Consider the following 26,656-nt stretch of genomic DNA (forward strand, 5'->3'; position numbering starts at 1 on the left):
TCGCCGTCTGGGAGAATGTCGGGGTGACCACGATCGCCCCCGCCACCCGGCCGTTACAGATCGGTGCGCTCACCCTCGACGCCCCGGTCGTGCTGGCGCCGATGGCGGGTATCACGAACACCGCGTTCCGGCGGCTGTGTCGCGAGTACGGCGCAGGTCTCTACATCAGCGAGATGATCACGACGCGCGCGCTCGTCGAGCGGAACGCCACGACGATGCGGCTCATCACGCACCACGAGTCCGAGACCCCGCGGTCGATCCAGCTGTACGGAGTCGATCCCGCGACCGTCGGCGCGGCCGTGAAGCTCCTTGTCGACGAGGACCGCGCCGACCACATCGACATGAACTTCGGATGCCCCGTCCCCAAGGTCACCCGCAAGGGCGGGGGAGCGGCGCTCCCCTGGAAGAAGGACCTCTTCGCCGACATCGTCACCCAGGCCGTCCGCAACGCCGGTGACGTGCCGGTCACTGTGAAGATGCGCAAGGGCATCGACGACGACCACCTCACCTATCTCGACGCCGCCCGCACGGCCGAGCGCGCCGGGGTGTCGGCGATCGCGTTGCACGCGCGCACGGCCGCGGAGTTCTACTCGGGGTCCGCCGACTGGAGCGCGATCGCGCGTCTGAAGGACGAGATCCGTTCGGTGCCGGTGCTCGGCAACGGCGACATCTGGAGCGCCGACGACGCCGTGCGCATGATGGCGGAAACCGGATGCGACGGCGTCGTCGTCGGCCGCGGCTGTCTCGGCCGCCCGTGGCTGTTCGGCGACCTCGCCCGCACGCTCGGCGGCGAGGACGCGGCCTATGGCGAGCCCGTGGATGCGACCCTCGGCTTCGTCGCTCGCGCGTTCCGCCGGCACGCGGAACTACTGGTCGAGTTCTTCGAGGACGAGGACCGCGGATGCCGCGACATCCGCAAGCACGTGGCCTGGTACTTCAAGGGCTATCCGGTGGGCGGGGAGCTGCGCGCGCAGCTGGCGACGGTGTCGTCGCTCGACGAGATCGATGCACTGCTCGCGACCCTCGATCTCGACGCGCCCTATCCGGGAGCCGCCGCCGAGGGACAGCGCGGTCGCGCGGGAACCCCGAAGCGTCCCGCCCTGCCCGACGGATGGCTCGACAGCCGGGAGATCCCCGCCGACGAGTCGTGCGCCCTCGCCGACGCCGAACTGGAGCACAGTGGCGGCTGAGGCATCCGCGCTCGGTGTCGCCCTCGGGCGCCCGAGCGGCTACGACGATCGGGACGCTGAGCGCTTCGTCCCCGAGCAGCACCGCTCGCAGCGCGACGATTTCGCGCGCGACCGGGCGCGGGTGCTGCACTCCGCGGCGTTGCGCCGCCTCGGCGCGAAGACCCAGGTGCTCTCGCCTGCCAGCCCTGCGGATTTCGCCCGTAACCGGCTGACCCACTCGCTCGAGGTCGCCCAGGTCGGTAGAGAGCTCGCCCTCGCCCTGCGCCTCGCGCCCGACGTGGTCGACACCGCCTGCCTGAACCACGACCTCGGGCATCCGCCCTTCGGACACAACGGCGAACGGGCCCTCAACGACTGGGCCGAGGACATCGGCGGGTTCGAGGGCAATGCGCAGACGATGCGCATCGTCACCCGGCTCGAGCCGAAGGTGTTCGACGAGGAGGGGCATTCCGCGGGCCTCAACCTCACCCGCGCGAGCCTCGACGCGACCTGCAAGTACCCCTGGACCGACGAACATCCCCTGCCCGACCCGGGCGGTCGCCTCAAGTTCGGCGTCTACCCCGACGACGAGGCGGTCTTCCGCTGGTTCCGCGAGGGCGCGCCCGGCCGCGTGCGGTGCATCGAGGCCGAAGTCATGGACCTGTCGGACGACATCGCATACTCGGTGCACGACTTCGAGGACGCCATCGTCAACGGCTACCTCGATCCGCGCCGTCTCGTCGCCCCGAACGAGCACGAGGCCCTGATCGACGCGATCCAGGCGTGGGTCGGCTTCGACCTCACCCGCGATGCGCTCTCCGACGCGCTCTACCGGCTCACCCGGCTCCCCGAGTGGGTGCCGACGTTCGACGGATCCCGCCGCGACCTGGCCGGACTCAAGAACCTCACGTCCGATCTCATCGGGCGCTTCGCGCGGGCGGCGACGGCGGCGACGCGCGACGCGTACCCCGCGGCATCCCTCACGCGCTATCGGGCGCGGGTCATGGTGCCCGCGGTCGTCGAGGCCGAGATCGCGGTGCTCAAAGGAATCATCGGTGCGACGGTGGTCTCGATCGATGGCCGCAAGGAGCTCTACAAGGAACAGCGGCGAGTGCTGAAGCGCCTCGCGTCGGCTCTGTGGGAGCGTCCCGACCAGCTCGAGCCGGTCTATCGAGGCGACTTCACCTCCGCGACGGATGACGCGGCTCGCCGCCGCGTCGTCGTCGACCAGGTCGCCGGACTCACGGATCAGCTCGCGATCGCCTGGCATGAGCGTCTCGTCGCACCGCTCGATCCCACCTCACTCGGCGTGTGGGTGCCGCCGGTGCGGCCCGCGCCGGCAGGACTCGCCTGATGCCCGGTCGCATCGTGCAGACCGACGTCGACGAGGTCAAGTCGCGCACCAACATCGCGGACATCGTGGGGGAGCGGGTCGCGCTGAAGCCCGCGGGCGTCGGCTCGCTCAAGGGGCTCTGCCCGTTCCACGACGAACGGAGCCCGAGCTTCCACGTGCGGCCGCAGCACGGCTTCTACCACTGCTTCGGATGCGGCGCCTCGGGCGACGTCTACACGTTCCTGCGGGAGATGGACCACCTCTCGTTCACCGAGTCGGTCGAGCGCCTCGCGGGTCGGCTCGGCTACGCACTGCACTACGAGGACGGCGGCCCCGCGGTGGAGACCTCCGGCCGGACCCGGCTCTACGCGGCGGGTGCCGCGGCCGCGGTGTACTTCCGCGAGCAGCTGCAGAGCGCCGAGGCCGAGACCGCGCGCGCCTTCCTCGGCGGCCGCGGATTCGATGCGGGAGCCGCCGCGCACTTCGGCGTCGGGTACGCGCCGAAGGGGTGGGGCAACCTGCAGCAGGCGCTGCGCGCCCAGGGCTTCAGCGACGAAGAGCTGCTCACCGCGGGACTGCTGTCGCAGGGGCAGCGCGGCGTGTACGACCGGTTCCGCGGGCGCGTGGTGTGGCCCATCCGCGATGTCACCGGCCAGGTCGTCGGCTTCGGGGCCCGCAAGCTCTACGACGACGACCAGGGGCCGAAGTACCTCAACACCCCTGAGACCCCGATCTACCGCAAGTCGCAGGTGCTGTACGGCCTCGACCTCGCGAAGAAGGACATCTCGCGGTCGCGCCAGGTCGTCGTGGTGGAGGGCTACACCGACGTCATGGCCTGCCACCTCGCCGGCATCACCACGGCGGTCGCGACCTGCGGCACCGCGTTCGGCTCGGAGCACATCACGGCTCTGCGTCGCGTGATGGGCGACGACTCGGCACACGGCGAGGTCGTCTTCACCTTCGACCCGGACGACGCAGGGGTCGGCGCCGCCATGCGCGCGTTCGCCGACGAGAAGCGTTTCGCCGCGCAGACCTACGTTGCCGTCGCTCCGCCCGGTCTCGACCCGTGCGACCTGCGCCTCGCCCGCGGCGACGGCGCCGTGCGCGCGATCATCGAGTCGAAGGTGCCGATGTTCGAGTTCGCGATCGACCAGCGCATCCGCGGCTTCGACCTCGGCACCGTCGAAGGGCGGGCGGGGGCTCTGCGTGCCGGGGCGCCGATCGTCGCCGGCATCCGTGACCCCTCGCTGCAGCCGGGGTACGTGAAGGTGCTCGCCCGACGCCTCGGCCTCGAGCTCGGCGAGGTGTCCGGTGCGGTGCGACGCGCGTCGCGGTCGGTCGGTGCGCAGCGCGAGCAGGAGGAGATCCCGCACTCGGCCGAGACCCCCAGCGAGCTGAGGATCACCCTCCAGACACTGCCGACCACAGCGGATGCCGCGCTCGAGCGTGATGCGCTGATGGGATTCCTGCAGTACGGGCACCTGATCGACGGCGAGCTCGTACGGCGCGCCCTCGACACCACATTCACCGTTCCGGGCCTCGACGCGGTGCGCGGCGTCGTCGCGGCGATGCCGGACTACTCGCACCCCGGATGGGCCGCCGCCGCGGTGCAGGCGGTGCGTGAGCCGTACCGTTCCCTCGCCGCCGAGCTGCTCACGGGAACGTTCCCCGCACGCGACGCTCTGCACGCCCAGTTGTCAGCCCAGGACCTCGCCAGGCGACTGAGCCTGCGCACCCTCGATCGCACGAAGAGCGAGCTGCTCGGTGCCATGCAGCGGGTGCCGGCCGACTCCGACGAGGGGCGTGCCGTGAGGCTGCGCCTGCGCGATCTGGATGTCGAGCGGCAGCGTCTCCTCGACGCCGGCTGACCCCGTCCCGGTTCGCGTCGCAGCCTCATCCTTTGCTACGATCTCAGGGTTGTCCTGATTCGGGATGACTCTTCCTCGGTAGCTCAATTGGCAGAGCAATCGGCTGTTAACCGATAGGTTCTTGGTTCGAGTCCAAGCCGGGGAGCCACGAGAAGATCCCGCCGCGTCGGTCGACGCAGGCGGGATTTCTCGTCTCGAGGTTCAGGCCTCGATGAGGTCGATCCCGGGCGTCCACGACTGACCGGGACGACCCCAGCCGCGCTTCTTCGCGATCTTCTGCACGGTCTTCCAGTCGCTGTCATCCAGCCGGTCGACGTACAGTACCCCGTCGAGGTGGTCGAACTCGTGCTGCAGGATGCGCGCACGCCATCCGGACACCTCGATGCGCACCTCGGCGCCCTCCAGGTCCGTGCCGATCAGCAAGGCGCGCTCGGCGCGGCGCAGCGGGAACCGTTCGCTGGGGAAGGACAGGCAGCCCTCGGACTCCTCGTCAGGGTCCGGCTGGCCGGGTTCGGCCGGGGAGATCCACAGCACCGGGTTGATGACCACCCCGCGCCACGGAGCGCCGTCGTCGTCCTGGTAGGTGTACGTGAAGATCCGCAGCCCGACCCCCACCTGCGGTGCCGCAAGCCCCACGCCGGGCGCGGCATCCATCGTCTCGAACATGTCCGCCACCAGTGTGCGGATCTCGTCCGTGATCTCGTCGACGGGGGCGGCGGGGGAGTGGAGCACGGGGTCACCCATGATGCGAATCGGCAGAACGGTCACGTCTTCGAGCCTATCGAGCCGGTCTCGGGATAGTGTCGAACGGTGATGACGGTGCCGCTTTCCATCGACGACGTCACGAACAACCTCGTCGGGGTGTTCCGCGACCCCGCGATCCTCCTCGGTATCCCGTTGGCGCTTCTCGGAGCGGTGTTCATGTCGTTCGGCGCCCAGTACCAGCACCGCGGAGTCGTGAAGGTCAACCACGCGCTCGGCGGCACGAGCACGGGGCTCAGCGGCGCACAGCTGCTGCGACTGCTCGGCCGCCCCTCCTGGGTGCTCGGCACCGTGATGCTGGGACTCGCGATCCTCTGCCAGCTCGGGGCCCTCGCGATCGCGCCGCTCATCATCGTCCAGCCGCTCGGCGCGGTCTCCCTCGTGATCACGACACTGCTGAACGCCCGCATCTCCGGCCACCGACCCACCCTGAAATCGGTGAGATCGATCATCGCGTGCGTGGGAGGCATCCTCGTCTTCGTCACCATCGCCGCATTCGTCGCGACCGAGCAGCCCGTCGCCGACAGCGAGCTGCTCATCATCCTCGGACTTCTCGTGGTCGTGGTCGGGTCGCTCACGGCGATCTGGTTGATCTGGGTGCGTCGGCGCGGTGGCCGCGCGCTCTTCTACATCGTCGCGTCAGGAATGATCTACGGCTTCGTCGCGACGCTCGCGAAGGTCGTGATCAAACGAGTGCAGGCGGGCGATTTCGAATGGCTCACCCTCACCTGTCTCGTCGCGCTCCTCGCCGCGGTCGCCCTCGGCGCCTACTTCGTTCAGACGGCATACTCCGCGGGACCCCCTGACCTCGTCATCGCCGGCCTCACCGTCATCGACCCGATGGTCGCCGTGCTCATCGGTCTCGTCGTCCTCCAGGAGGCAGCCACCGCAGGCATCGGGCCGATGATCGGGTTCGTCGTCGCCGGCGCGATCGCGGTGTACGGCGTCTTCTCGCTGGCCCGCAACCATCCGCAGGTCATCAGCGACAGCCAGGAGCTGCCCATCCCGCGCGGCGGCTCCCACTAGGCTCGCTGGTGCGGCGTGCCGCACGGGGCGGTGGCCAAGCTGGTCAAGGCAGCGGGCTCATAACCCGACGATCGTGGGTTCAAGTCCCACCCGCCCCACTCGAATCACAGTCTTGTCATTCCGGCACCGACCGGGTGATAATGACCCCATAACCGAAGAGCCACCGTTCCGGTCAGGTCGTAGGGGAAGACGCACCTGACGAATGGAGAACCGATGGCGACATCACAGACGCGCGGCGTGATCTACATCCACTCCGCGCCGAAGGCGTTGTGCCCGCACCTCGAGTGGGCCGCCGGTCGCGTGTTCGGCAAGGCGCTGAACTTCGAGTGGATCGCGCAGCCCGTGCTGCCGGGCGCTCGTCGCACCGAATTCGCGTGGGAGGGCCCGGCCGGCACCGGCGCGGCTCTGGCGAGCGCGATGCGCGGCTGGGAGCACCTGCGCTACGAGGTCACCGAGGATCCGGCTCGGGGCACGGACGGCGGGCGCTGGATGCACACACCGGACCTCGGCATTCACTTCGCGCCCACCGACGCTGCGGGCAACGTGGTCGTCCCCGAGGACCGGCTGCGTTACGCCCTCGAGGTGTCGCTGGGTGATGCGGCGGAGTTGCGACGTGAGCTGGATGTTGCTCTCGGAGCAGCGTGGGACGAGGAGCTCGAACCGTTCCGCCATGCGGGCGACGAGGTACCGGTCGTCTGGCTCCACAAGGTGGGCTGACCCAGACCCCGGGCAGACGACACGCCACTACCGAGCGCCGGTGAATCGTCCCGGCGGTGGGAACGCGGTCGATGCCCGACCATGACGAAGGCCCCCGGCAGTGTGCCGGGGGCCTTCGTGGTGTCGGTGGTCAGACGTTTCGGAACGCCACGACGGCATTGTGACCGCCGAACCCGAAAGAGTTGCTGATGGCGAGCTGGTCGCCGGCGCCGAGCGCCTGGGTGCTGCCCGACAGTCGGAACGGCACCTCCGGGTCCTGCTCGGTGAGGTTGATCGTCGGCGGCGCGATGCGCTCCTGGATCGCGCGGATCGTGAACATGGCCTCGAGGGCTCCGGTGCCGCCCAGGAGGTGACCGGTCGACGCCTTCGTGGCTGACACCGGGATCTCGTCGATCCGGGCGCCGAACACCGCTCGCAGGGCCTGGTACTCGTTCGGGTCGCCGACAGGGGTGGATGTCGCGTGCGCATTGATGTGCGTGACCTCGTCGGGGCTCGCACCCGCCGCCGCCAGCGCCTGCTGCACGGCACGCGCCGCGCCGCGGCCCTCGGGGTCATTGGCGGTGATGTGGTACGAGTCGGCGGTGACGCCGCCGCCGACGACGACCGCGTAGATCTTCGCTCCGCGAGCGAGAGCGTGGTCTTCACGCTCGAGCACGAGCGCCGCGGCGCCCTCGCCCATGACGAAGCCGTCGCGGTCGATGCTCGCCGGCCGGGACGCCGTGCCGGGCGAGTCGTTGCGACGCGAGAGCGCCTGCATCGACGCGAACGCGGCGAGTGTGATGGGGTGAACGGCCGATTCGGTGCCGCCGGCGATCACGATGTCGGCGAGGCCGTCCTGGATGTGCTCGACCGCGTTGACGATCGACTCGGTGCTCGACGCGCACGCGCTCGCGACGGTCCGGGCGAATGCCCGCGCGCCGAAGTGGAGCGACAGGTTGCCCGCTGCAGCGTTCGGCATGAGCATGGGCACCGTCATGGGCATGACCCGACGGGGACCCTTCTCACGCAGAGTGTCCCACGCATCGAGCAGCGTCCATACGCCGCCGATTCCGGTCGCGAAGTCGACACCGAGACGCTCGGGCTCGACGTCGGGCGCACCCGCGTCGGCCCAGGCCTCCTGGGCGGCGACGAGGGCGAACTGCGAGGCCGGATCGAGACGCTTGGCCACCGGGCGCTCCAGCACGGTATCGGGACGCACGAGCGCCTCGGCCGCGAAGGTGACCGGCAGCTCGTAGCGGGCGACCCAGTCGTGCTCGAGCGAGCGGGCGCCGCTGGCGCCGTCGAGGAGCGCGTTCCAGCTGTCGGGAGCCGTGCCGCCGATGGGGGACGACGCGCCGATTCCGGTGACGACGATGCGAGGGGACGTCATATTGCTTCCTGTTCTTCCCGGTGGGGGCTCACGCCCCCACCGGACGGGACTCACGCCTGGTTCGAGGTGATGAAGGTGACTGCGTCGCCGACGGTCTTGAGGTTCTTGACCTCGTCGTCGGGGATCGTCACGCCGAACTTCTCTTCGGCGTTGACGACGATGGTCATCATCGAGATCGAGTCGATGTCGAGGTCGTCGGTGAACGACTTCTCGAGCGCGACCTCGTCGGCCGAGATGCCCGTCTCGTCGGTGATGAGCTCGGCGAGGCCGGCGAGGACCTCTTCGGTCGAAAGGGCCATGGGTTTCTCCTTCTCTGTGGGGTGTGGACAGCAGCCGCAAGGCCGCGAATCAGTTTAGGGGCGCCGCTGCGGCGCTCACGGGAGCACGACCACCTGCGCGCCGTAGACGAGCCCGGCCCCGAATCCGATCTGCAGGCACAGGCCGCCGCTGAGCTCGGGGTGCTCTTCGAGCAGACGATGCGTGGCGAGCGGGATGGACGCCGCCGACGTGTTGCCCGTCGTCGCGATGTCACGGCCGATGACCACGCTCTCGGGCAGCCCCAGCTGCTTGGCGAACTCATCGATGATGCGCATGTTGGCCTGGTGCGGCACGAAGGCGGCCAGATCGGATGCCTCCACCCCCGCCTCCTCGAGGGCGAGGCGCGCGGCCTTCGCCATCTCCCAGACGGCCCAGCGGAAGACGGTCTGGCCTTCCTGACGGAGCGTCGGCCAGGCAGCCTCGCCGTCACGGAACTCGGTGAGGGTCGCGTTCATGCCGACGGCCTCGGCCTTGGAGCCGTCGGAGCCCCACACGGTGCGGGAGATGCCGGGGAAGTCACTCGGTCCGATGACCACGGCTCCTGCGCCGTCGCCCAGGAGGAACGAGATGCTGCGGTCGGTCGGGTCGACGACGTCGGAGAGCTTCTCGGCGCCGATGACGAGGGCGTAGTGCGCCCCGCCGGTGCGGATGAGTGCATCGGCCTGGGCGACACCGTAGGCGAATCCGGCGCACGCGGCGTTCGAGTCGTAGGCGGCGGCCGGGTTCGCTCCGACGCGGTCGGCGACGACGGCCGACATCGACGGGGTCTGGCGGGAGTTGCTGATGGTCGCGACGATGACGAGGTCGATCTGGTCGGCCGGCACTCCGGAACGCTCGATCGCCTCCCGACCGGCCGCGGTGGCGAGATCGGTCGCGCTCGTGCCGTGCACCGCGCGCGTCCGCGTGATGATGCCGGTGCGCTGGCGGATCCACTCGTCGCTCGAGTCGATCGCGGCGACCAGATCGTCGTTCGGCACCGCGTTCTCGCCACGGGCGGCCCCGTACGAGTAGATGCGGGTGAACGCGGGGCCGCTGCCCTGCTTCAGCACGGGTGCGCTCATGCGGCGGATCCCTTCAGCAGCGCGACGGCGGCGTCGAGGTCGTCGGGTGTCTTGACGGCAACCGACGGCACTCCGCGCAGCGCGCGCTTGGCGAGGCCGACGAGCGTTCCCGCCGGCGCGAATTCGATGATGCCCGTCACGCCCGCCTCGGCGAACGAGGCCATGCACAGATCCCAGCGCACGGGGGAGGCCACCTGTCCGATGAGCAGCTCGACCGCCCGGGGGCCGTCATCGACGACGGTGCCGTCGGCATTCGTCCAGAGGGTGGTCTGCGGGTCGCTCACCGCGACGGATGCCGCGGCCTCCCGCAGCGCGTCGACGGCCGGGGCCATGTAGGACGTGTGGAACGCGCCGGCGACCTGGAGCGGGATGACCCGCGTCGCCGGCACCGGCGCCTCGGCGAGGACTGCCAGGGCGGGGAGGGCGCCGGCGGCGACGATCTGGCCGGCACCGTTGTGGTTGGCCGGGGTGAGGTCGAGCTCGGCGAGACGCGCCAGCACCGCGGCTTCGTCGCCCCCGAGGATGGCGCTCATGCCGGTCGGCGTCTGGGCCGCGGCATCCGCCATCGCACGACCCCGCACGCCCGCGAGAGTGAGTGCGTCGACGGGGGAGAGCACGCCTGCCGCGGCGAGGGCGGCCAGTTCACCGACGGAGTGACCGGCCACACCCGCGGGCGTGGTGCCCGCCGCCTCGACGAAGGCGGCGTAGGAGAGGAGGCTCGCGCCGACGATGAGCGGCTGAGCGACCTGCGTGTCGCGGATCGCGTCGGCATCCCACTCGGTGCCGGCGGCGGCGAGGTCGACACCCGCTGCCTCCGAGAACGACGACAACCGGTCAGTCGCGCCGTCGAGCTCGAGCCAAGGACTGAGGAAGCCGGGGGTCTGCGAACCCTGACCGGGGAACACCGCGATGATCACCGTTCCATCCTGCCAAGGAACCGGGCGGCGCACTGGCGAGGTACGCACAAGGATGACCGGATGCTTTGTGCGCGCCCTACAGCGACGTGGCTCATGCGCGCCGAGGAACACCGGCACGGCGACGCGTGACGTCACTGCCGATCGCCCCGAGAACGAGCGCCGTCTGCAGGATGAGCGCCTCGCGCGGACCCGTCGCGTCCCAGCCGATCACGTCCGAGACGCGCTTCAGTCGGTAGCGCACCGTGTTGGGGTGAACGAACAGCTCGCGAGCCGTCGCCTCGAGCGATCGGCCGTTGTCGAGGTAGCTCCAGAGCGTGGTCACGAGATCGGAGCTGTGGGCCTTCAACGGACGGTAGATCTTCTCGACGAGCGTGCGCTTGGCGAGCGGGTCGCCCGCGAGGGCACGTTCGGGCAGCAGATCGTCGGCGTCCACCGGACGCGGCGCGTTGCGCCATGCGCCGGCCACCGCGAACCCGGCGAGAGCCGCGCGGGCGCTCTGGCTCGCGTCGACGAGCGCCGGCACCGTCGGGCCGAGCACCAGGTGCCCCGTGCCGAATCCCGGCTCGAGGCGCCGGGCGATCTCGGGGAAGGGGAGGTCTGCGACATCCTCACCCGTGCGCTGGCCGGCCTCGCTGCGACCGATCACGAGCACGAGCCGCGAGCCCTGCACGCCCACGAGCACGTCGACACCGAGCTTGCGCGCCATGCGGCGCAACTGGTCGACGTCGAACTGCGGGGGCGTCGTGCCCACGAGCACCGCGACCTCGCCGTGTCCGTGCCAGCCGAGGGCCGCGATACGGCTCGGCAGCTCGTCGTCGGCCTCGCCGCTGAGGATCGAGTCGACCACGAGCGCCTCGAGGCGCGCATCCCAGAGGCCCCGCGCCTCAGCGGCGCGGGCGTAGACGTCGGCCGCCGCGAACGCGACCTCGCGCGAGTAGAGCAGCGCCGCCTCGCGCAGGCGCGAGTCCTTGTCGGCGATGCGCTCCTCGGTGACCTCCACCGTCACCCGGATCAGCTGGAGCGTCTGCTGCAGGCTCACGCTGCGCAGCAGCTCCCGCGGCGCGGCGGCGAAGATGTCCGACGCGATCCAGGGGGTCGACTTCGGATCGTCGTACCACTGGATGAACGAGGTGATGCCGGCCTGAGCGACCAGGCCCACCGCCGAGCGCCGCGCCGGCGGCATGTCGGAGTACCACGGAAGCGTCGCCTCGAGCCGGGTGAGCGTCGCCGTGGCGAGGTCGCCGGAGACCTTGCGCAGCCACGCAAGGGTCCCCGACTTGTCGACGGGCAGCTCGTGTCCGGGCGGCGTCGCCGGCACGTCGGTCAGCTCTCGCCGCCGGCGTTGCCCGTCGTGCCCGCGGTCACGTCGTGCAGACGGTACTTCTGGATCGCCTGACCGACCAGCGCACGATCGACCGCACCCTCGGCCGCGAGCGCCTGGAGGGCACGCACGACGATCGACGGTCCGTCGATCTTGAAGAAGCGTCGTGCCGCGGCACGCGTGTCGGAGAAGCCGAAGCCGTCGGCGCCGAGCGTCCAGAAATTGTGCTGCACCCACGGACGGATCTGGTCCTGCACGGCGTGCATGAAGTCGCTCACCGCGACGACCGGGCCGGGCGTTCCGGCGAGCTTCTGCGTGAGGTAGGCCGTGACCGGCTCCTCGTCGGGGTGCAGGAAGTTGTGCTCGTCGGCGGCGAGGCCGTCGCGGCGCAGCTCGGTCCACGAGGTGACCGACCACACATCCGAGCCCACGCCCCAGTCGTCCTTCAGGAGCTGCTGCGCCTCGAGCGCCCACGGCACGCCCACACCGCTCGCGAGCAGCTGCGCGTGCGCGGCGCCCTCGGCCGCGACGGTGGAGATGCGGTGGATGCCGCGCACGATGCCGTCGACGTCGACATCCGCCGGCTCGGCAGGCTGCACGATCGGCTCGTTGTAGACCGTCAGGTAGTACATGACGTTCGGGTCGCTGTGGCTGCCGCCGTACATGCGGTCGATGCCGGAGCGCACGATGTGGGCGATCTCGTAGCCGTAGGCGGGGTCGTACGAGACCGTGGCGGGGTTCGTGGCCGCGAGCAGGTGCGAGTGGCCGTCGGCGTGCTGCAGGCCCTCACCCGTGAGGGTGGTGCGACCGGCGGTGGCGCCGACCACGAAGCCGCGCGCCATCTGGTCGCCCGCGGCCCAGTTCGCGTCGCCGGTGCGCTGGAAGCCGAACTGCGAGTAGAACACGTAGACCGGGATGAGCGGCTCGCCGTGCGTCGCGTACGAGGTGCCGACACCGGTGAAGGCCGCGAGGGCGCCGGCCTCGTTGATGCCGACGTGGACGATCTGGCCCTGCGGGCTCTCCTTGTAGGCCAGTAGCAGCTCGCGGTCGACCGACGTGTAGTTCTGGCCGTTCGGGTTGTAGATCTTCGCCGTCGGGAAGTACGCGTCCATGCCGAAGGTGCGCGCCTCGTCGGGGATGATCGGCACGATGCGGTTGCCGAAGTCCTTGACCCGCAAGAGGTCCTTCAGCAGACGCACGAACGCCATCGTGGTGGCGATCTCCTGGGTGCCCGAGCCCTTCTTCGGCAGCGCGTAGGCCGCGTCGCCCGGCAGCTCGATGCCGACGTGGTGCGAGCGGCGCTCCGGCAGGTATCCGCCGAGGGCCTGGCGACGCTCGAGCAGGTACTGGATGGTCTCGTCCTGCGGTCCCGGGTTGTAGTAAGGGGGCAGGTACGGGTTCTCCTCGAGCTTCGCGTCCGTGACCGGGATGTGCATCGCGTCGCGGAACAGCTTCAGGTCGTCAAGGGTCATCTTCTTCATCTGGTGGGTCGCGTTGCGGCCCTCGAAGTGCGGACCGAGGCCGTAGCCCTTGATGGTCTTGGCGAGGATGACGGTGGGTTGGCCCTTGTGCTCGACGGCGGCCTTGAACGCGGCGTAGACCTTGCGATAGTCGTGACCGCCGCGCTTGAGGTTCCAGATCTGCTCGTCGCTGTAGTCCTTGACCAGGGCGGCGGTGCGCTCGTCCCGGCCGAAGAAGTGCTGGCGCACGTAGGCGCCGTTCTCGGCCTTGTAGGTCTGGTAGTCGCCGTCGGGCGTGATGTTCATGAGGTTGAGCAGCGCGCCGTCGCTGTCGCGGGCGAGCAGGTCGTCCCATTCGCGGCCCCACACGACCTTGATGACGTTCCAGCCGGCGCCGCGGAAGAAGCTCTCGAGCTCCTGGATGATCTTGCCGTTGCCGCGCACGGGTCCGTCGAGGCGCTGCAGGTTGCAGTTGACGATGAACGTCAGGTTGTCCAGGCCCTCGTTGGCCGCGACCTGGAGCTGACCGCGGCTCTCGACCTCATCCATCTCGCCGTCACCGAGGAACGCCCACACGTGCGAGTCGGAGACGTCCTTGATGCCCCGGTTGGTGAGGTACTTGTTCGTCATCGCCTGGTAGATCGCGTTGATCGGCCCGAGGCCCATCGACACGGTCGGGAACTGCCAGTACTCCGGCATGAGGCGCGGGTGCGGGTAGGAGGGGAGGCCGTTCGGGAAGGCCGACTTCTCCTGGCGGAAGCCGTCGAGCTGCTGCTCGGTGAGGCGTCCCTCGAGGAACGAGCGGGCGTACATGCCGGGGGAGGCGTGGCCCTGGAAGAAGATCTGGTCGCCGCCCGAGGGGTGGTTCTGGCCGCGGAAGAAGTGGTTGAAGCCCACCTCGTAGAGCGCCGCCGACGACGCGTAGGTCGAGATGTGGCCGCCGACGCCGATGCCGGGACGCTGCGCGCGGTGCACGGTGATGGCCGCGTTCCAGCGGATCCACGCGCGGTAGCGGCGCTCGATCTCCTCGTCACCGGGGAACTCGGGCTCGTTCTCGGGCGCGATCGTGTTGATGTAGTCGGTGGTCGGCACCGTCGGCACGCCGAGGTGCAGCTCTCGCGAGGTCTTCAGCAGGCTGAGCATGATCTCGCGCCCGCGACCGTGACCCTTGGCGTCGACGAGCTGCTGCAGGGATTCCTGCCACTCGGACGTCTCTTCAGGGTCGCTGTCGAGGGGGCCTTGCGAGTAGGGATCCTGGTCGTGAACAGTCACGAGGCACCTTTCGTCGGGCTGGCAGGTCGTGCCAGATCAGATCACCGAGACCGGCGGCTTTGTCCGCGGTCTACAACGCCGACGGATAGCCTAGCGCCGCCGCAGACGAAGATCGGCGGCACCGGTGTCAGCGCGCCCCACGCACCCTCTGATCGGGCCGCACGAAGAGCGGATGTCTCGTACACTCGGCCCCGAGGGCCTTTAGCTCAGCTGGTAGAGCGCCACGTTTACACCGTGGATGTCGTCGGTTCGATCCCGGCAGGGCCCACTCAGACGGGAGTAGGTGAGGCGGGTTATCGCCCGCTCTCACGCTTCCTCCGCTTTGTATGGCGCGTCCCCCCGGCGTCCCCCGAGAGGGCGTCGTTCAGGCGTGCGATGCCCGCCGTATCAGCGTCACTGTGCATGTAGTGGCCGTAGGTGTCCAGGGTGAGTTTCGCGGTGCTGTGACCCAGCCAGTTCTGCACCGTCTTGATGTCTACGCCGTTGGACAAGGCGAGGGTCGCGAACGTGTGGCGGAGGTCGTGAACGCGGCGCCCGCGCTTCACGTCATCCCAGTGCGAATCGCGTTTCCAGTTGTTCTCAGCTCGGAACGATCCGACCGTGCTGGGGAACACGAGTTCGTTAGGTCCCCGCCCGTCGATGAGAAGGAAAACCATGGCGGCCACGTCCTCCGACATCGGCACTGTGCGGGGCTGCCCGCCCTTGGTGATGGTCCGGAGGGGTGCGCCGTCTGACTTTGACCGCGAGGGGCGTAGAGCGGGATACGGCAGTTCCTGAACGTCACGCACGCGAAGCGCGGACAGCTCGCCCCAGCGCAGACCTGTGAGGCCCAGCACAAGCAAGATATCCGCGTTCGACTTAGTGGTGCGTTCAGCCATAGCCGCATAGACGGCGCGAAGCTCTGCGAGGTTATACGGGAAGATTTCGCGAGTCGCCCGCTCGGCGGTGCCTCGGGGTACGCGGGATGCACGGATGACGTTCGCGGGCACGATGTTCTCACCCACGGCCCACTCATACAGCGCGCTCATGCTGTCCCGGAAGCGCAAAACCGTGCTGCGCGCCGTTGTGCGCAGGAGCTTGGCGTAGAGCGCTTCCCATTCGCCCTTATCAAGGGCCGCGATCGGGCGGTTGCGGAGTGCGTCTACGTGTTTGAGGGCGTACCCCTCGTTCCGGTAGGTCTTCACGCCAATGGTGCCCTCTCGCGCGGCGCGCCAGCGGTCCAGGACTGCGCCGAACTTCTCGTTTCCTGCCTTGGGGTGAACGAACGAGCCCAGGTGGTAAGCACGGAGCTGCGCGTCGTGCCAGGCCTCGGCGTCCTTCCTGCGGTCGAAAGTCTTCGAGGCAATGACGATGCGGCCCACCTTGGGCTTAGCCCGGTAGCGCTTCTTCCCCTGGGCGTTAATGACGACCTGAATGCTCATGCGCGCTTGCCCTCCGCGTAGGCGATCACGTCGCCTTGCGCGTACCTGATGATGCCGTCGAGGTTGGCGAACCGGGGACCGGTGCCCGCCTCGCGCCAGCGCGAGAGCGTCGATTCAGACACGTCCAGCATGCCCGCGACCTCCTTGCTCGTGAGTAGTTTCTGCATGTTGTTCTCCTGCCCGAGGTATCTCCTCAGGGAGTGATACGCCGCTACGGGCGCGTTGCACAGGGTGCGGGCTCATGACTTGCTCACGTCCCCAGCGGCCCAGCGCTCCACGTCGGCGGGCGAGAGCGTATAGCCGTGGCTGAGGCTTTTTCCGGTGGGGTCCGCGACGCCGTAGAGGCCATAGTCGGTTGCGACGGACAGCCGGGAGCGGGATCGGGAGAGCGTCAGTCCCTGCACGGCGAGGCGTCGCCGCATGCGGTTCTCCCAAGCCTTGAACTGCTGCGGCGTCAGGTCGTCGTGGTTGGTCATCGTCCCACTCTCCGTACTTTAAACGTACTGGAAACGTACCAGAAGGCAGCTCAGTGTCGTGGGCGCCGCGTAGCGTCCTGGCATGCCCCGCCCCGGACTGAGCCCAGAAACGGCCCTAAACGTGCACCCGTCGGCCATCTGCACGCGCAACCAATACACGCACGATCCAGCGCCGGTCATTGCTGAGCTGCGACGCGTAGCTGGCGAGCGAACCGACATCCTGGCGCAGGTCGCTGGGCGAGTCGCGGGGTTCTATGACGGGCCGCACGCTTACGAGCTGTGCACCGCGCTGCGATCGGAGATAGAGGGCGCGCGGAGGAGTGGGTAGAGCTGGGCCGCGCTCGCCGCGGAGCTGGCGCCCACGGGACGGGCGGATTCGTCAGGGGCTCGTGACGGCGCCACAGCTCGGGCACCTCCAGCACGGGTCCGTGGCCGCGACAGTACGCCCGAAATGAACGCGAGCTGGCGGATATTCCAGCGCCTGGGGACCCTCAGCCGTTGGGCTCCGCGGTTGCGTCACGAGCATGGCGGGTCTCCGCGTCACGGGCGATGCTCTCCCCAGTCGCGATTTCGCGCGTCAGTGCCGCATCCAGCGTTTCAGCGAAGTGGTGGAGGCGCCGCACGTGAGCAAGCCGGTAGATGCGGGCGCGGCCCTTCACCTTCGCCACCTGGAGGAGGCGGTATATCTGCACGGCGCTGTGCTCCCGCAGTGTTTCGCACTCTTCTATTGCGGCGTTGAGGTCTGCCGCGGTACTTGCCCCGTTGACCCTCTGGATAACGATGTCGCGCTGGTTGTCGAAGGCGTAGAACGCTTTCGCCAGGTCGCCGGACGTGTAGAACTGCGCTTCGGCCATCACCGCGCGCCATTCATCTGTGAGCCGGGCCACATGCGCTGACCGTTCTACGTCGAGGGTGAGCATCACGGTCACCGGCTGGCCGTTCGCAGGCCGCGCCAGCTCATCGCTACGGCGCTTCAAGTCTTCAATGAGGTGGTGGGTCGCTATGCCCAGGCTGGTCACGACGGAAACCGCCCGGACGCCGAACGCGCGTTCGTCCTCGGCTTCCTTCACGTTGAGGTCGATGAGACGGCTACGGAGTGCCGATCGCGCGGCGATCCACGCTCCCAGGGCTATCCCGGCGATACCGAGAAGCGCCAGCACGAGAGGAACCACGTATGCGGACATGGGGTCCGGCAGAGACTGCTGCAGCTCGGGGGCAGGAGTGGCCATGAGGGCGTACACAGCGGCATCCTCGCACGAGCCGCGCATGTGACTCGACACCGCGGTGTGCGAGGCGGCAGGCGTGCTCTAGCATCTGCTCACACCGTTACCGCGCTGAGGGGGAAGCATGGTTATCGCGAAGGTCACGCGACCAAAGACGGGCAAGGTGACAGTCCGCATTCCTTACACAGGCCACAGCTGGGAGGGTGTCATCCGTTCGATTCTTCCCACGGGGTCACAGGTCACGCGCGGCCCGCGGTCCGGGGATTGGCTCGTGGGTCGGAACCACCTCGGGATGTTGGTCGCAGGTCTGATGAAGCGGCCCGATATTGAAGACATCGACCTAGCGCTCTACCAGGGCCGGGAGGGCGGGTGTTCCAGCGCCTGTTACACGGGATCGGACTCTGACGAGGCGATCATGATGTGTCAGTGTGCCTGCGTTGGACTGAACCACGGCACTCAGAGTCCCCCTGCTGGCGCGAAGCACGTGGCGACCGTCGGAGGCGCTGGCGAGGTCTACCGCTACCCCGGTGGGGTCCGCCGCGTGAGGTACAGCCGACTCCGCGATGAGTTTCGGTAGGCCGTGTCGGTGGCGTGCGCTGCAATAGAACTGCGCGATAGTCTCACGTGAACCGTCGCCCGGAGGCCTGAGTGTCCCGCTCCATCCCTGCGTTCCCGAACCCCGACATGCTCGTGTGGGCTCGCGAAACGTCGCGCCTGGAACCTGCCGTGGCGGCTGCTCGCCTGTCCGTAGACGAGGCCCAGTTACTCGCCTGGGAGAGCGGGGACCCCGGTCTGACGGTGGCCAAGCTCCAGGCCGTTGCAGACCTGTACCGGCGCCCCCTGGCAGCGTTCTACCTCAGCGAGCGCCCTGAGGTGCCGGAGCGCGTCCGCGACTACCGGCGTCCCTGGCTCACCGCACGACGCCGAGAGAGCCCGATGCTCGCGGCTGAGATACGGCGAGCGGAGTTCCAGCGCGACAACGTGCTGGAAATCATGGAGCTGCGGGACCAGGAGCCGACCCATGTATGGAAAGAGCCTGCCGGGTTCGAGGACGTAGCGGCGCGCGCGCGAACGCTTCTGAATAAGCACTCCTTGATTGCGCGGCCCGGTCAGTCCGGCAAGCCAACGGACTGGTTCTTCTACTGGAGTAGCGCCCTGGAAGAGATGGGCGTACTCGTCGTCACGGCCAATGCTGTACCTGCCCAGGAGGCAGACGGCTTCTCCGTCGCTCTAGACCCTGTGCCGGTTGTGGGCGTCAACGGTGCTACCCATTTCAATCGCCGTATCTTCACGCTGCTCCACGAGTACGCGCACCTGCTGCACAACACGTCCGCGCTCTGCGACCTCCACGAGGAATCGACGGGCGCGGATGACGTGGACCGCATCGAGGTCGAGTGCAACTGGCTAGCCGCAGAGATTCTGGTGCCTAGCGCCGCATTCGCTCAACGCCCGATCGTGCTCGGCGCGCAGACTGGCGCGTCGGACTGGCAGCTGTGGCAGCTCCGTGACGAGGCGCGAGCCTGGGGCGTGAGTCCGGAAGTGATTCTGCGAAAGCTGTTCACCCATGGCAAGGCGAGCCAGGAGTTTTACGAGAACTGGCGCGAGGAGTACAACGACACCGACCGTTGGTCGAGCGGACCCGAACCGCGGAAGGCCAACGGTGGGGACGGCCTACGCACGAAGGTGCGCAACCTGGGGAAGGGCTACGTGCGGAACGTCGTCGGCGCGATGTCTGAGGGGCTATTGAGCACCTACGAGACCTCCAACATGCTCAACGCGAAGGTGGAGCAGATACCCAAGCTGCTCGATCGCGCGCGCGTGCCGGAGGTCGATTGATGTACTCAGTAGACACGAGCGTCCTCATCACAGCGTGGCGTGACCACTATTGGCCGGATGTGTTCCCCGGCTTCTGGGACCGCTTTAATGACGCTGTGGATGCCGGGGTGCTCCAGGCTATCGACCCCGTGAAGGGTGAGCTGACCAAGCGCGACGATGCAGTAGCCGCGTGGGCAAAGGCGCGACCGCACTTCTTCGTGCCCCTAGATACGGACATCCAGGCTGCGACGACGGACGTTCTGAGCACGCACCCCGGCCTAATCACGCAGGGAGGCAAGCGGTCTACGGTGGACCCCTTTGTAATCGGCCTCGGCATAGCGCGCGGCTTCCCCGTCGTGACCTACGAGAAGGCGTCCAACAGCACGGTGAAGCCGCACATACCGAATGTCTGCAACGACAAGGGGCACCCAGTGATGGGTATGGAACAGCTCGCGCGGGCGCTGGGGTGGCAGTTCTAGGACCGGAGTTCGACACGGCGCCTAGTGAGCGCAGGAACGAGCGGACGGGGACGGCAGACACGAAACGGCCCCCAGGGCGCCGTGTGTGGAGTTGATCGCTAAGTGGCGGTGTTCTGTGATCGCTCGGTGGCGTGGGCACGCGGTTTGGCACTGCTACAGGAGCTACGGCAAGGCGCTTGGTCCTCGGCGTATGCTCACGAGCGTGGAAACTTACCCATACGATTCTTGGTTTCACCGAGCCGGTACGCGGGTTGCCGTGGCATTGCTGGTAGGCGCGATTGTCGGGGTCGCGGTAGGCGTGACGGTGCGGTGGGCGTTTGCGCCTGCGCTCGGCTGGGTAGCTGCGGTCGTGGTGTATTTGTGCTGGACCTGGAGCGTCATCGGGCGTTTCGATCATGCGCAGACCGCTCGTTACGCGACAGTGGAAGACCGCTCGCGCTTCGTGGCTGAAGTGCTGTTGCTGTGCGCGAGTATCGCAAGCTTTGGTGCGATCGCTTTGATCCTGATCGAAGCTGCGAAGGTCCAGGGCGGGGCAAAAGTGGGGCTTGTAGCACTTGCGCTTGCCACCATCGCCGTCTCCTGGCTACTCGTAGGCACCGTTTTCACGTTGCGGTACGCGCACTTGTACTACCGCGGTACTCAGGGCGGCATCAGTTTCAATCAGCCAGAACCTCCCCGGTACACCGACTTCGCCTACCTTGCTGTCACAATCGGAGCGACCTTTCAGGTCTCCGACACCAACATTGAGAACCATGAGATTCGGATGACGGCGCTTCGCCACTCCCTGCTGTCCTATGTCCTCGGCGTCGGTGTCCTAGCGACCACGGTCAACCTGGTATCCGGGCTGGCCCACTAGCGACTGCGGAATCTGGAAGGTCAGACCCGGTCTGTTAGCCCGCGTGCCGATCTCAGTGTCGATGATCGCCGAATCGGTTTGCGCGTGGAGGGCGAAACTGTCCCGATTTTTCTGGCGGTGCGCCATCGGGTACGGCCCGATTCCCGAGGCATCTCTTGGCGGAGTCTGTCAGTTCCCCTTGGTGCATGTCTGCTGAGCAGCTGTCTGCCCGGTGACTGAAGACGGAAGGGGGATCGCGGTCGCCGTCGGCGCTGGCGTAGCTGCGCCCGGGGCGGACGACGGTCGAGCCGGGCTTACTGACGCTGGTGGGGGCGGTGTGGGGCTTGGCGTGGTGGTGGCGGCTGCTGGCGCGGGTCGTGACCCGGGGGCAGCGACGGCTCCCACCCCGAGGTTCCCGCTCAGCACGAGAGGCGTGTCGTTCCTGAGTGCGGAAACCAGTAGAGGCGCGGCCGAGGAATCGGGGACGACGCGATTGGGGTCGGAAGGGTCGGTGCCGACGGGATATTGAACAAATACCATGTTCGACATGCTGATGCTCTTCAGCGTCAGCGCAAGCGACACCAGCGAGGTCGGTTGGGAGATCGTATCGGACAGTTGCACGTTCGACACGGCAGCGTGGGCCAGCTGATACAGCGTGAGCGGGTTGCTCAGGACCCCGGCGCTGTCGATCTTGCGCAGCAGAGCGGAGAGGAACAGTTGCTGGTTGCTGATGCGGCCTAGGTCGCTGCCATCACCGATTCCGTGCCGGCTACGGACGAAAGCCAGCGCCTGCGACCCGACGAGGGTCTGAGTTCCCGCGGCAAGATCGAGTCCGGCATAAGGGTCGTGGATGGGGGTGGCAATGCAGACCGCCACGCCGCCGACTGCGTTCGACATGGCGATCACTCCGTCGAAACTGATCAGGGCCGCGTCGGGGATGCTGAGGCCGGTCAGTTGCTCGGCCGTGAGAACGACGCAGGACAGTCCTCCGCGTGAGAGAGTGGTGTTGAACATGCCAGCGTCCGCGCCGGGGACGGTCCCGCCATTCGGGCCCGGGCAGTCCGGTATCGGTGCGATCAGATCACGGGGAATGGAAATCACGGTGGCGTGGGTGTGGTCGGCACTGACATGCAGCACCATGGTCACGTCGTTGCTGCCGGCACCGGAGCTTCCGGCCAGATCCGCCGAGTTGTTGAACTGACCGCCTTGACCGGTGCGGGTATCCGTCCCCGCGAGCAGGATGTTTACGGCACCCGACTGCGCATCCACCTGTGGCGCAGCCGGGGTCTTCCCTTTCGCGGTGACCAGATGGATGCCCGGTTTGATCGATTGCACCGTGTCCGCAACACCGTACGCGCCCACGATGGCACCGCTGGCGACCACGACGCCCACCGCGGCGGCAAGCACCCTCAATACGAAGCCGTAGGGGCGACGCTCGGGCAGCCGACCATGGCGGACACCGACTCCGTGGGTGCGTCGTGGACGACGCACTTCACCACCGTTGTCCGCTGAATCACCGCTAGAAAGCACCCTTGGACGATAACGTCTCAGCCTGGAAACCGCTCCGGACCTATCTGGAAACTGCACACGTACTCATGCGAAACTGCACAAACGAAGGTTCGCTCTACGACCCGAGGGGTTAGGCGAGTGTGATTGGCGCCGTCGCGGTGGAGTGGGTCTGCGGTTCACGGCGGCGCCAGTCCTCGGGGATTGCAGCCTCCAGCGCGTCGTCCACGGTGACCACACCGAGGAGGAGCCCTTGCGGGTCGGTGACGGGCAGCACCATGAGGTTGAAGTCGGCCATCCTTGTGGTGACGTCGACGACATCGTCCTGCGGCGAGGCGTACACCGGTTCGGAGTCCGCGATCTCCGCCAGTGGAGTATCCGGGTGGGCCTGAAGTGCCTGGACGAGCCCGACAGACCCGCATAGCGCGCCGCTCTCGTCGACGCAGAAGATGGTGAGGAGGGCCTCGGCCTGCTGGTCTCGGGCGGAGCGGATGCGCTCGATCGCCGCGCGTACCGTCGCCGTACCGGGAAGGGCAACGAAGTCGAGCCCCATCAGGCCGCCGGCTGTTTCACCGTGGTAGCCCAGGAGACGAAGAATGGGCGACCGCTGTGCGGTGGGCAGCAGATCCAGGACCGCCTGGCGGCGCTGCTGCGGCAGGTCGAGGATGGCGTCGGCGGCGTCGTCGGCGCGCATCCGGCCAAGCACGGAGGCGACCTCGTCCAAGCTGCGGGTTTTGAGTAACTGGGCTTGGCTGTCGTCGTCGAGCTCTTCGAAGACGTCGGCTTCCAGTTCGGGGTCGCTGTGCACCTGGGTGAGCAGGTCGTCTTGCTCTTTGCTGGAGGCGGATTCGATGATGTCGGCGATCTGCGCGGCCTTCAGCCGCCGCAACTGACCAAACGGGGACCGGACCAGAGCGGAGGGTTCGTGTCCGATGAGTGCCTCGAAGGAGCGCCAATCGCGGACTGGCTGGGTTCCGCGTGAGCTGGTGCCGAACCATCGTTGCCGGTGGACATCGAGGCCGGTCACGATCCACCCTTCGGCGGTCTGGGTCAGTGTGATGTCGTGGGCGCGCACGAGGGCGGCTCGGTCGATGTCGATCAGTCGGTGCCCGAGCACGTCGGCGTTCAGCAGCACTTCGCCGTCGCGGCGCTCGAACGGACGGAGGTCGAGCCGGGCGGTCGAGAGGGTGATGCGGTCGCGGGTGATCTCGGTCACCGCCGTCACGGGGACGAAGATGGCGGCGGACCCGACCCGGACCACGAGTCCGGCGAGCTCCGGGTAGTTGTCGGCTCGCAGCCGTACGATCATGTCGGAGAGCTTGCCGAGCGGTTCGCCCTTCGCGTCGATCACGGCATGCTTGAGCAGTTCGGCCAGTGTGACCGTGTTCATTGCAGGACTCCTTTGAACAGGTTCGAGTGTACGGGTGAGCCGTCTAGTGGCCCAGAGCCAATTGGATGACTCGGACCACCACCAGGACCATGGCCACCAGCAGATACGTGCGCAGGACGGTCAGCCCGATACGCCGACCGGTCGACAGTTCGGGGCGCGAAAGCAGGGCCAACGGTGGCATCCGCCACGTCGCGCGCTGACTGCGGTCGGGGACGTCGTGCGGCGCAGCCTTCCTGCCGTGTCGTGCGATCGCGAATGCGATGGCGCCGATGACGGCGATGGCGCTTCCGCCACCGAGGATCCAAAGGATCGTGGGGGCCGTGATGTCGGGGAACAGCACACTCGCGGTCAGCACGATTGACAACATGACGAGGATCGCGATCACGGCCGAGGTGAAGATGTTGAGCCACCGACCGTTGACCCACGGCCCGAGGACTTGCTTGTCGTTGCAGAGCAACAGTAGGAACACCGTCGCCGATGGCAGCAGGACACCGGCGAGGGTCTGCACGCCGACGGTCAGCAGACCGAGCGGGCTGCCGGGGATGAGCACGATGGTCGCAGACACCAGCAGCAACCCGGCGAACACGGCGTAGAAGCCTTTCGCCTCACGTGGTTTGCGGTGCAGTGAGTGCTTGAGGCCGAGCACGTCCCCGAGCGCGTACGAGGTCGACAGTCCGACCGCCGCCGCCCCGATGATCGACGCGTCGATCAACGCGATCGCGAACAGAACCCCGGCCACCGGAGCGACGTATTTTCCCAAGCCCTGGGCCACGCCGAGCGCGTCAGTGAGGTTGCCAAACTCGTGCCGGCCGGCGAAGGTCGCGGCGGTGAACGAGACTATCGCGGCCGCACCGACGATCACGATCGCAATGCCGACCCACAGGTCGACTTTCTCGTAGTTCATGAATCGTGGGGTGATGCGCTTGTCGATCACGTAGGACTGCTGGAAAAACAACTGCCACGGCGCCACCGTCGTTCCCACGATTCCGATAATCAGCAGCATCACCGTCGACAGTTCCGCGCCTGCCGGCATCCCGGGGATGACGAAATCGCGTGCGATCTGCCCCAGCGGCGGGTGCACCATGACGAAGATCGGGATCAGCAACAGGGAGCCGACGATTAGCACCATGCAGACCCGTTCGAACCGTTTGAACGACCCGGTGCTGACCGCGGCAATCACTGCCAGCGCTGCCACGATCACACCGGGAATCTGCGGGATCCCCAGGTAGCTTAGGCCCAGGCTGATGCCGATGAACTCAGTCACGATCGTCAAAGCGTTCAGAATGAACAGATCGATCACGCTAAACGCGCCCCAGAACTTCCCGAACCGCTCCAGGATCAGGCGCGCGTGACCGACACCGGTGACCGCACCCAGGCGTAACACCATCTCCTGATTGACATACAGCACCGGCACCAGCAGCAGCAACGTCCACAGCAGGGTTGTTCCGTAGTTCTGTCCGGCCTGCGTGTAGGTGCCGAACGCTCCAGCATCATTGTCGCCGACCATCACGATCAGGCCGGGGCCGACGATCGCCAGCAGGGTGCGGAATTTCGCGGACAGTTTCTGACGCGGCGCATCGTCACCGACCCGGATCGTGCCAAGAGCGCCCTCGATATCCCCGACGTGGGCGGAATCGAGAACGGCGCTGGTGTTATCAGTATTCGTGGTCATGGGGCACTACCTCCTCCCGCCGAAACGGGATGCGCAAAATGGTCGGGTGATCGGAGGTTCTCCTGCGCCCAGCATCTGTACACGCCCGACCTGAACGTCGCGTAGCGACGCGGTGAACGCGCTTCCGGTTCGCCCGATCAGCGGGCGGCGGACGGGGGCAGGAGACACATATTATGGCTCTCGCTCATCGACGTGCTCCTTCCACTCAGCCGGCACACACGACGAGGCCCAGCGAAACCGCCGGGTTGCACCTCTCCTCGTAAGACCTTTGGCACTTCGCGGCGTGAACCCGTCAACGGGAGCCAATCGGGGCCACCCCTTAAGCCGGGAGGGCCTGTCCTGACCCGGGGCGTCTTTCGACGTTCGGGGTCGCTGGCTTGTATCCGCGAAGGAGCCTCAGCTAACGATCAGCACCTTGCGGCCCCGACTATACGCTCCGGTAGAGGCTCCCGCAAACGGTGCGAAATCGATGCGCTGCAGGTGAGGATCGCCTACCCTGCCTCGCCGAGCAGAGACACATGTGGTTATCTGGCAGCTCAGAAGGAGGAGGAACATGAGCGATTTTGGATACCTGCTCCTGCTCACATCAGACGCGCCGAGCGGCTCCGAACTCGGGCAGCCCGCGCAAGCGATAGCCGCTGCGATCGCGGAGAGCGGGATCCAGATCGACTCGATCATTACCGGTAGCGATGCCCGTGAAAGTGCCGTAGTAAACCGTGCGCTTGAAGAACTCGGGAAACTTCCCCGCGAAATCATCGCGGACGACCGCCTACGCGACAGTCTTTCTGTCAGCGAGTTCTACGAAGATCGCGTGGTGCCGATGCTTCTACAGCGGCAATCGGTTGTGATCATCGCACGATCGTGGGTCACCAGCCGGCTCCGTGAATACATGGACCCTCAGTTCGTCGACACCGAGCGACAGGAACCCACCCTGTATCGGTTCGACAAAGACCTCAACGCCATCAGGAACCATCGATAGCACCGTCTCGCACCAGTGCGAGATGACCCGAGGACGACTTTTGCCCGATTCTGAAGCGCCGCAAACGCACGTTCGTGGGCCAGCCAGCCGCCAGATGAGCAGCCGGTTCTGCCCTGTCCGATTGAGTGTCTTGAAAACCAAAAGCTTTCCGAGGCACGCAAACCCTCTCCCGGACCGCGGGAAGGAGTGGCGGATTTCCGGGGCGCGATGCGTCTCGGAAACATGTCTTACCGCAAAGTGTCTTTTCTCCGCCGCTGCTAGCAGTTG

At 67.4% G+C, this 26,656-nt stretch carries 23 protein-coding genes, 3 tRNA genes and 1 riboswitch; of the genes, 12 read left to right on the forward strand and 14 right to left on the reverse strand.

Annotation, left to right across the window (positions count from 1 at the left end; all coding sequences use genetic code 11):
* The first annotated feature begins 23 nt into the window (after positions 1-23).
* The 4 genes from dusB (at position 24) to RR49_RS04465 (ending at position 4,518) form a co-directional block, all read left to right on the forward strand.
* On the forward strand, positions 24-1,190 hold the full coding sequence (gene dusB / locus RR49_RS16085; RefSeq protein WP_045246866.1) for a tRNA dihydrouridine synthase DusB: 1,167 nt from the start codon (positions 24-26) through the stop codon (positions 1,188-1,190).
* Complete coding sequence (locus tag RR49_RS04455; RefSeq protein WP_045246867.1) at positions 1,180-2,523, forward strand: deoxyguanosinetriphosphate triphosphohydrolase; 1,344 nt, start codon at positions 1,180-1,182, stop codon at positions 2,521-2,523. Before dusB ends, RR49_RS04455 begins: the two co-directional genes overlap by 11 nt.
* Complete coding sequence (gene dnaG, locus RR49_RS04460; RefSeq protein ID WP_045246891.1) at positions 2,523-4,370, forward strand: DNA primase; 1,848 nt, start codon at positions 2,523-2,525, stop codon at positions 4,368-4,370. The genes RR49_RS04455 and dnaG overlap by 1 nt, the downstream gene beginning before the upstream one ends.
* 72 nt (positions 4,371-4,442) lie before the next feature.
* Positions 4,443-4,518, forward strand: a tRNA-Asn gene (locus tag RR49_RS04465).
* A 53-nt stretch (positions 4,519-4,571) separates the two neighbouring features.
* Here RR49_RS04465 and def read toward each other — a convergent pair.
* The gene (gene def / locus RR49_RS04470) at positions 4,572-5,138 is read right to left on the reverse strand and encodes a peptide deformylase (RefSeq protein WP_048809264.1); all 567 of its coding nucleotides are present in this window, start codon (positions 5,136-5,138) and stop codon (positions 4,572-4,574) included.
* A 45-nt stretch (positions 5,139-5,183) separates the two neighbouring features.
* On the opposite strand from def, the gene RR49_RS04475 reads away from it, so the two are divergent.
* From RR49_RS04475 to RR49_RS04485, 3 genes are all read left to right on the forward strand, one after another.
* Positions 5,184-6,158: a DMT family transporter gene (locus RR49_RS04475; RefSeq protein WP_045246868.1), complete on the forward strand. Its 975-nt coding sequence runs from the start codon at positions 5,184-5,186 to the stop codon at positions 6,156-6,158.
* A gap of 24 nt (positions 6,159-6,182) precedes the next feature.
* A tRNA-Ile gene (locus RR49_RS04480) sits at positions 6,183-6,256 on the forward strand.
* A 115-nt stretch (positions 6,257-6,371) separates the two neighbouring features.
* Entirely contained in the window at positions 6,372-6,875 is a 504-nt protein-coding gene (locus RR49_RS04485) for a DUF3145 domain-containing protein (protein ID WP_045246869.1), read from the forward strand.
* A 130-nt stretch (positions 6,876-7,005) separates the two neighbouring features.
* On the opposite strand, the gene RR49_RS04490 is transcribed toward RR49_RS04485, so the two are convergent.
* The 6 genes from RR49_RS04490 to aceE all read right to left on the reverse strand — a co-directional run bounded on the left by RR49_RS04490 (position 7,006) and on the right by aceE (position 14,593).
* Positions 7,006-8,244: a beta-ketoacyl-[acyl-carrier-protein] synthase family protein gene (locus RR49_RS04490; protein WP_045246870.1), complete on the reverse strand. Its 1,239-nt coding sequence runs from the start codon at positions 8,242-8,244 to the stop codon at positions 7,006-7,008.
* 50 nt (positions 8,245-8,294) lie between these two features.
* Positions 8,295-8,543, reverse strand: a complete 249-nt coding sequence (locus RR49_RS04495; RefSeq protein WP_045246871.1) for an acyl carrier protein — start codon at positions 8,541-8,543, stop codon at positions 8,295-8,297.
* Between the two features lie 75 nt (positions 8,544-8,618).
* Positions 8,619-9,623, reverse strand: coding sequence for a beta-ketoacyl-ACP synthase III (locus RR49_RS04500; RefSeq protein ID WP_045246872.1), 1,005 nt, complete (start codon positions 9,621-9,623; stop codon positions 8,619-8,621).
* Positions 9,620-10,540 (reverse strand): ACP S-malonyltransferase, encoded by a 921-nt coding sequence (locus tag RR49_RS04505; RefSeq protein WP_045246873.1) that lies wholly within the window; start codon positions 10,538-10,540, stop codon positions 9,620-9,622. The genes RR49_RS04500 and RR49_RS04505 overlap by 4 nt, the downstream gene beginning before the upstream one ends.
* A gap of 91 nt (positions 10,541-10,631) precedes the next feature.
* Complete coding sequence (locus RR49_RS04510; RefSeq protein WP_045246874.1) at positions 10,632-11,858, reverse strand: PucR family transcriptional regulator; 1,227 nt, start codon at positions 11,856-11,858, stop codon at positions 10,632-10,634.
* A gap of 5 nt (positions 11,859-11,863) precedes the next feature.
* Positions 11,864-14,593, reverse strand: coding sequence for a pyruvate dehydrogenase (acetyl-transferring), homodimeric type (aceE, locus tag RR49_RS04515; RefSeq protein ID WP_045246875.1), 2,730 nt, complete (start codon positions 14,591-14,593; stop codon positions 11,864-11,866).
* 195 nt (positions 14,594-14,788) lie between these two features.
* Here aceE and RR49_RS04520 point away from each other — a divergent pair.
* Positions 14,789-14,861 (forward strand) — tRNA-Val (locus RR49_RS04520).
* 25 nt (positions 14,862-14,886) lie between these two features.
* On the opposite strand, the gene RR49_RS15100 is transcribed toward RR49_RS04520, so the two are convergent.
* The 4 genes from RR49_RS15100 to RR49_RS04535 form a co-directional block, all read right to left on the reverse strand.
* Positions 14,887-16,014 (reverse strand): tyrosine-type recombinase/integrase, encoded by a 1,128-nt coding sequence (locus RR49_RS15100; RefSeq protein WP_048809265.1) that lies wholly within the window; start codon positions 16,012-16,014, stop codon positions 14,887-14,889.
* Positions 16,011-16,181, reverse strand: coding sequence for a helix-turn-helix domain-containing protein (locus tag RR49_RS15360; RefSeq protein ID WP_048809266.1), 171 nt, complete (start codon positions 16,179-16,181; stop codon positions 16,011-16,013). The genes RR49_RS15100 and RR49_RS15360 overlap by 4 nt, the downstream gene beginning before the upstream one ends.
* A 72-nt stretch (positions 16,182-16,253) precedes the next feature.
* Positions 16,254-16,490 (reverse strand): hypothetical protein, encoded by a 237-nt coding sequence (locus RR49_RS04530; RefSeq protein WP_045246876.1) that lies wholly within the window; start codon positions 16,488-16,490, stop codon positions 16,254-16,256.
* Positions 16,491-16,981: 491 nt separating this feature from the next.
* Entirely contained in the window at positions 16,982-17,731 is a 750-nt protein-coding gene (locus RR49_RS04535) for a hypothetical protein (protein ID WP_045246877.1), read from the reverse strand.
* A 630-nt stretch (positions 17,732-18,361) separates the two neighbouring features.
* Here RR49_RS04535 and RR49_RS04545 point away from each other — a divergent pair.
* From RR49_RS04545 to RR49_RS04555, 3 genes are all read left to right on the forward strand, one after another.
* Positions 18,362-19,549 (forward strand): ImmA/IrrE family metallo-endopeptidase, encoded by a 1,188-nt coding sequence (locus RR49_RS04545; protein ID WP_045246879.1) that lies wholly within the window; start codon positions 18,362-18,364, stop codon positions 19,547-19,549.
* The gene (locus RR49_RS04550; RefSeq protein ID WP_048809269.1) at positions 19,549-20,007 is read left to right on the forward strand and encodes a DUF4411 family protein; all 459 of its coding nucleotides are present in this window, start codon (positions 19,549-19,551) and stop codon (positions 20,005-20,007) included. The genes RR49_RS04545 and RR49_RS04550 overlap by 1 nt, the downstream gene beginning before the upstream one ends.
* 256 nt (positions 20,008-20,263) lie before the next feature.
* On the forward strand, positions 20,264-20,863 hold the full coding sequence (locus RR49_RS04555) for a DUF1345 domain-containing protein (protein WP_048809270.1): 600 nt from the start codon (positions 20,264-20,266) through the stop codon (positions 20,861-20,863).
* A 168-nt stretch (positions 20,864-21,031) separates the two neighbouring features.
* Here RR49_RS04555 and RR49_RS15365 read toward each other — a convergent pair whose 3' ends face one another.
* From RR49_RS15365 to RR49_RS04570, 3 genes are all read right to left on the reverse strand, one after another.
* Entirely contained in the window at positions 21,032-22,249 is a 1,218-nt protein-coding gene (locus tag RR49_RS15365; protein WP_048809272.1) for an LCP family protein, read from the reverse strand.
* 232 nt (positions 22,250-22,481) lie between these two features.
* Complete coding sequence (locus RR49_RS04565) at positions 22,482-23,738, reverse strand: magnesium transporter MgtE N-terminal domain-containing protein (RefSeq protein WP_045246883.1); 1,257 nt, start codon at positions 23,736-23,738, stop codon at positions 22,482-22,484.
* A 43-nt stretch (positions 23,739-23,781) separates the two neighbouring features.
* Positions 23,782-25,410: an Nramp family divalent metal transporter gene (locus RR49_RS04570; protein ID WP_045246884.1), complete on the reverse strand. Its 1,629-nt coding sequence runs from the start codon at positions 25,408-25,410 to the stop codon at positions 23,782-23,784.
* A gap of 246 nt (positions 25,411-25,656) precedes the next feature.
* Positions 25,657-25,825: riboswitch (M-box (ykoK) riboswitch) on the reverse strand.
* A 138-nt stretch (positions 25,826-25,963) separates the two neighbouring features.
* Here RR49_RS04570 and RR49_RS04575 point away from each other — a divergent pair.
* Positions 25,964-26,389, forward strand: coding sequence for a histidine phosphatase family protein (locus tag RR49_RS04575; protein ID WP_048809273.1), 426 nt, complete (start codon positions 25,964-25,966; stop codon positions 26,387-26,389).
* Positions 26,390-26,656: the final 267 nt, after the last annotated feature.

This window comes from Microbacterium ginsengisoli, from assembly GCF_000956535.1.
Taxonomy (GTDB): Bacteria; Actinomycetota; Actinomycetes; order Actinomycetales; family Microbacteriaceae; genus Microbacterium; species Microbacterium ginsengisoli.

Excerpts from the sequence above, each read along its gene's own strand:
- dnaG (WP_045246891.1), top strand. The coding sequence starts at position 2,523 with ATGCCCGGTCGCATCGTGCAGACCGACGTCGACGAGGTCAAGTCGCGC.
- RR49_RS04475 (WP_045246868.1), top strand. The coding sequence starts at position 5,184 with ATGACGGTGCCGCTTTCCATCGACGACGTCACGAACAACCTCGTCGGG.
- RR49_RS04485 (WP_045246869.1), top strand. The coding sequence starts at position 6,372 with ATGGCGACATCACAGACGCGCGGCGTGATCTACATCCACTCCGCGCCG.
- RR49_RS04490 (WP_045246870.1), bottom strand. The coding sequence starts at position 8,244 with ATGACGTCCCCTCGCATCGTCGTCACCGGAATCGGCGCGTCGTCCCCC.
- RR49_RS04495 (WP_045246871.1), bottom strand. The coding sequence starts at position 8,543 with ATGGCCCTTTCGACCGAAGAGGTCCTCGCCGGCCTCGCCGAGCTCATC.
- RR49_RS04500 (WP_045246872.1), bottom strand. The coding sequence starts at position 9,623 with ATGAGCGCACCCGTGCTGAAGCAGGGCAGCGGCCCCGCGTTCACCCGC.
- RR49_RS15100 (WP_048809265.1), bottom strand. The coding sequence starts at position 16,014 with ATGAGCATTCAGGTCGTCATTAACGCCCAGGGGAAGAAGCGCTACCGG.
- RR49_RS15360 (WP_048809266.1), bottom strand. The coding sequence starts at position 16,181 with ATGCAGAAACTACTCACGAGCAAGGAGGTCGCGGGCATGCTGGACGTG.
- RR49_RS04530 (WP_045246876.1), bottom strand. The coding sequence starts at position 16,490 with ATGACCAACCACGACGACCTGACGCCGCAGCAGTTCAAGGCTTGGGAG.
- RR49_RS04550 (WP_048809269.1), top strand. The coding sequence starts at position 19,549 with ATGTACTCAGTAGACACGAGCGTCCTCATCACAGCGTGGCGTGACCAC.
- RR49_RS04565 (WP_045246883.1), bottom strand. The coding sequence starts at position 23,738 with ATGAACACGGTCACACTGGCCGAACTGCTCAAGCATGCCGTGATCGAC.
- RR49_RS04570 (WP_045246884.1), bottom strand. The coding sequence starts at position 25,410 with ATGACCACGAATACTGATAACACCAGCGCCGTTCTCGATTCCGCCCAC.
- RR49_RS04575 (WP_048809273.1), top strand. The coding sequence starts at position 25,964 with ATGAGCGATTTTGGATACCTGCTCCTGCTCACATCAGACGCGCCGAGC.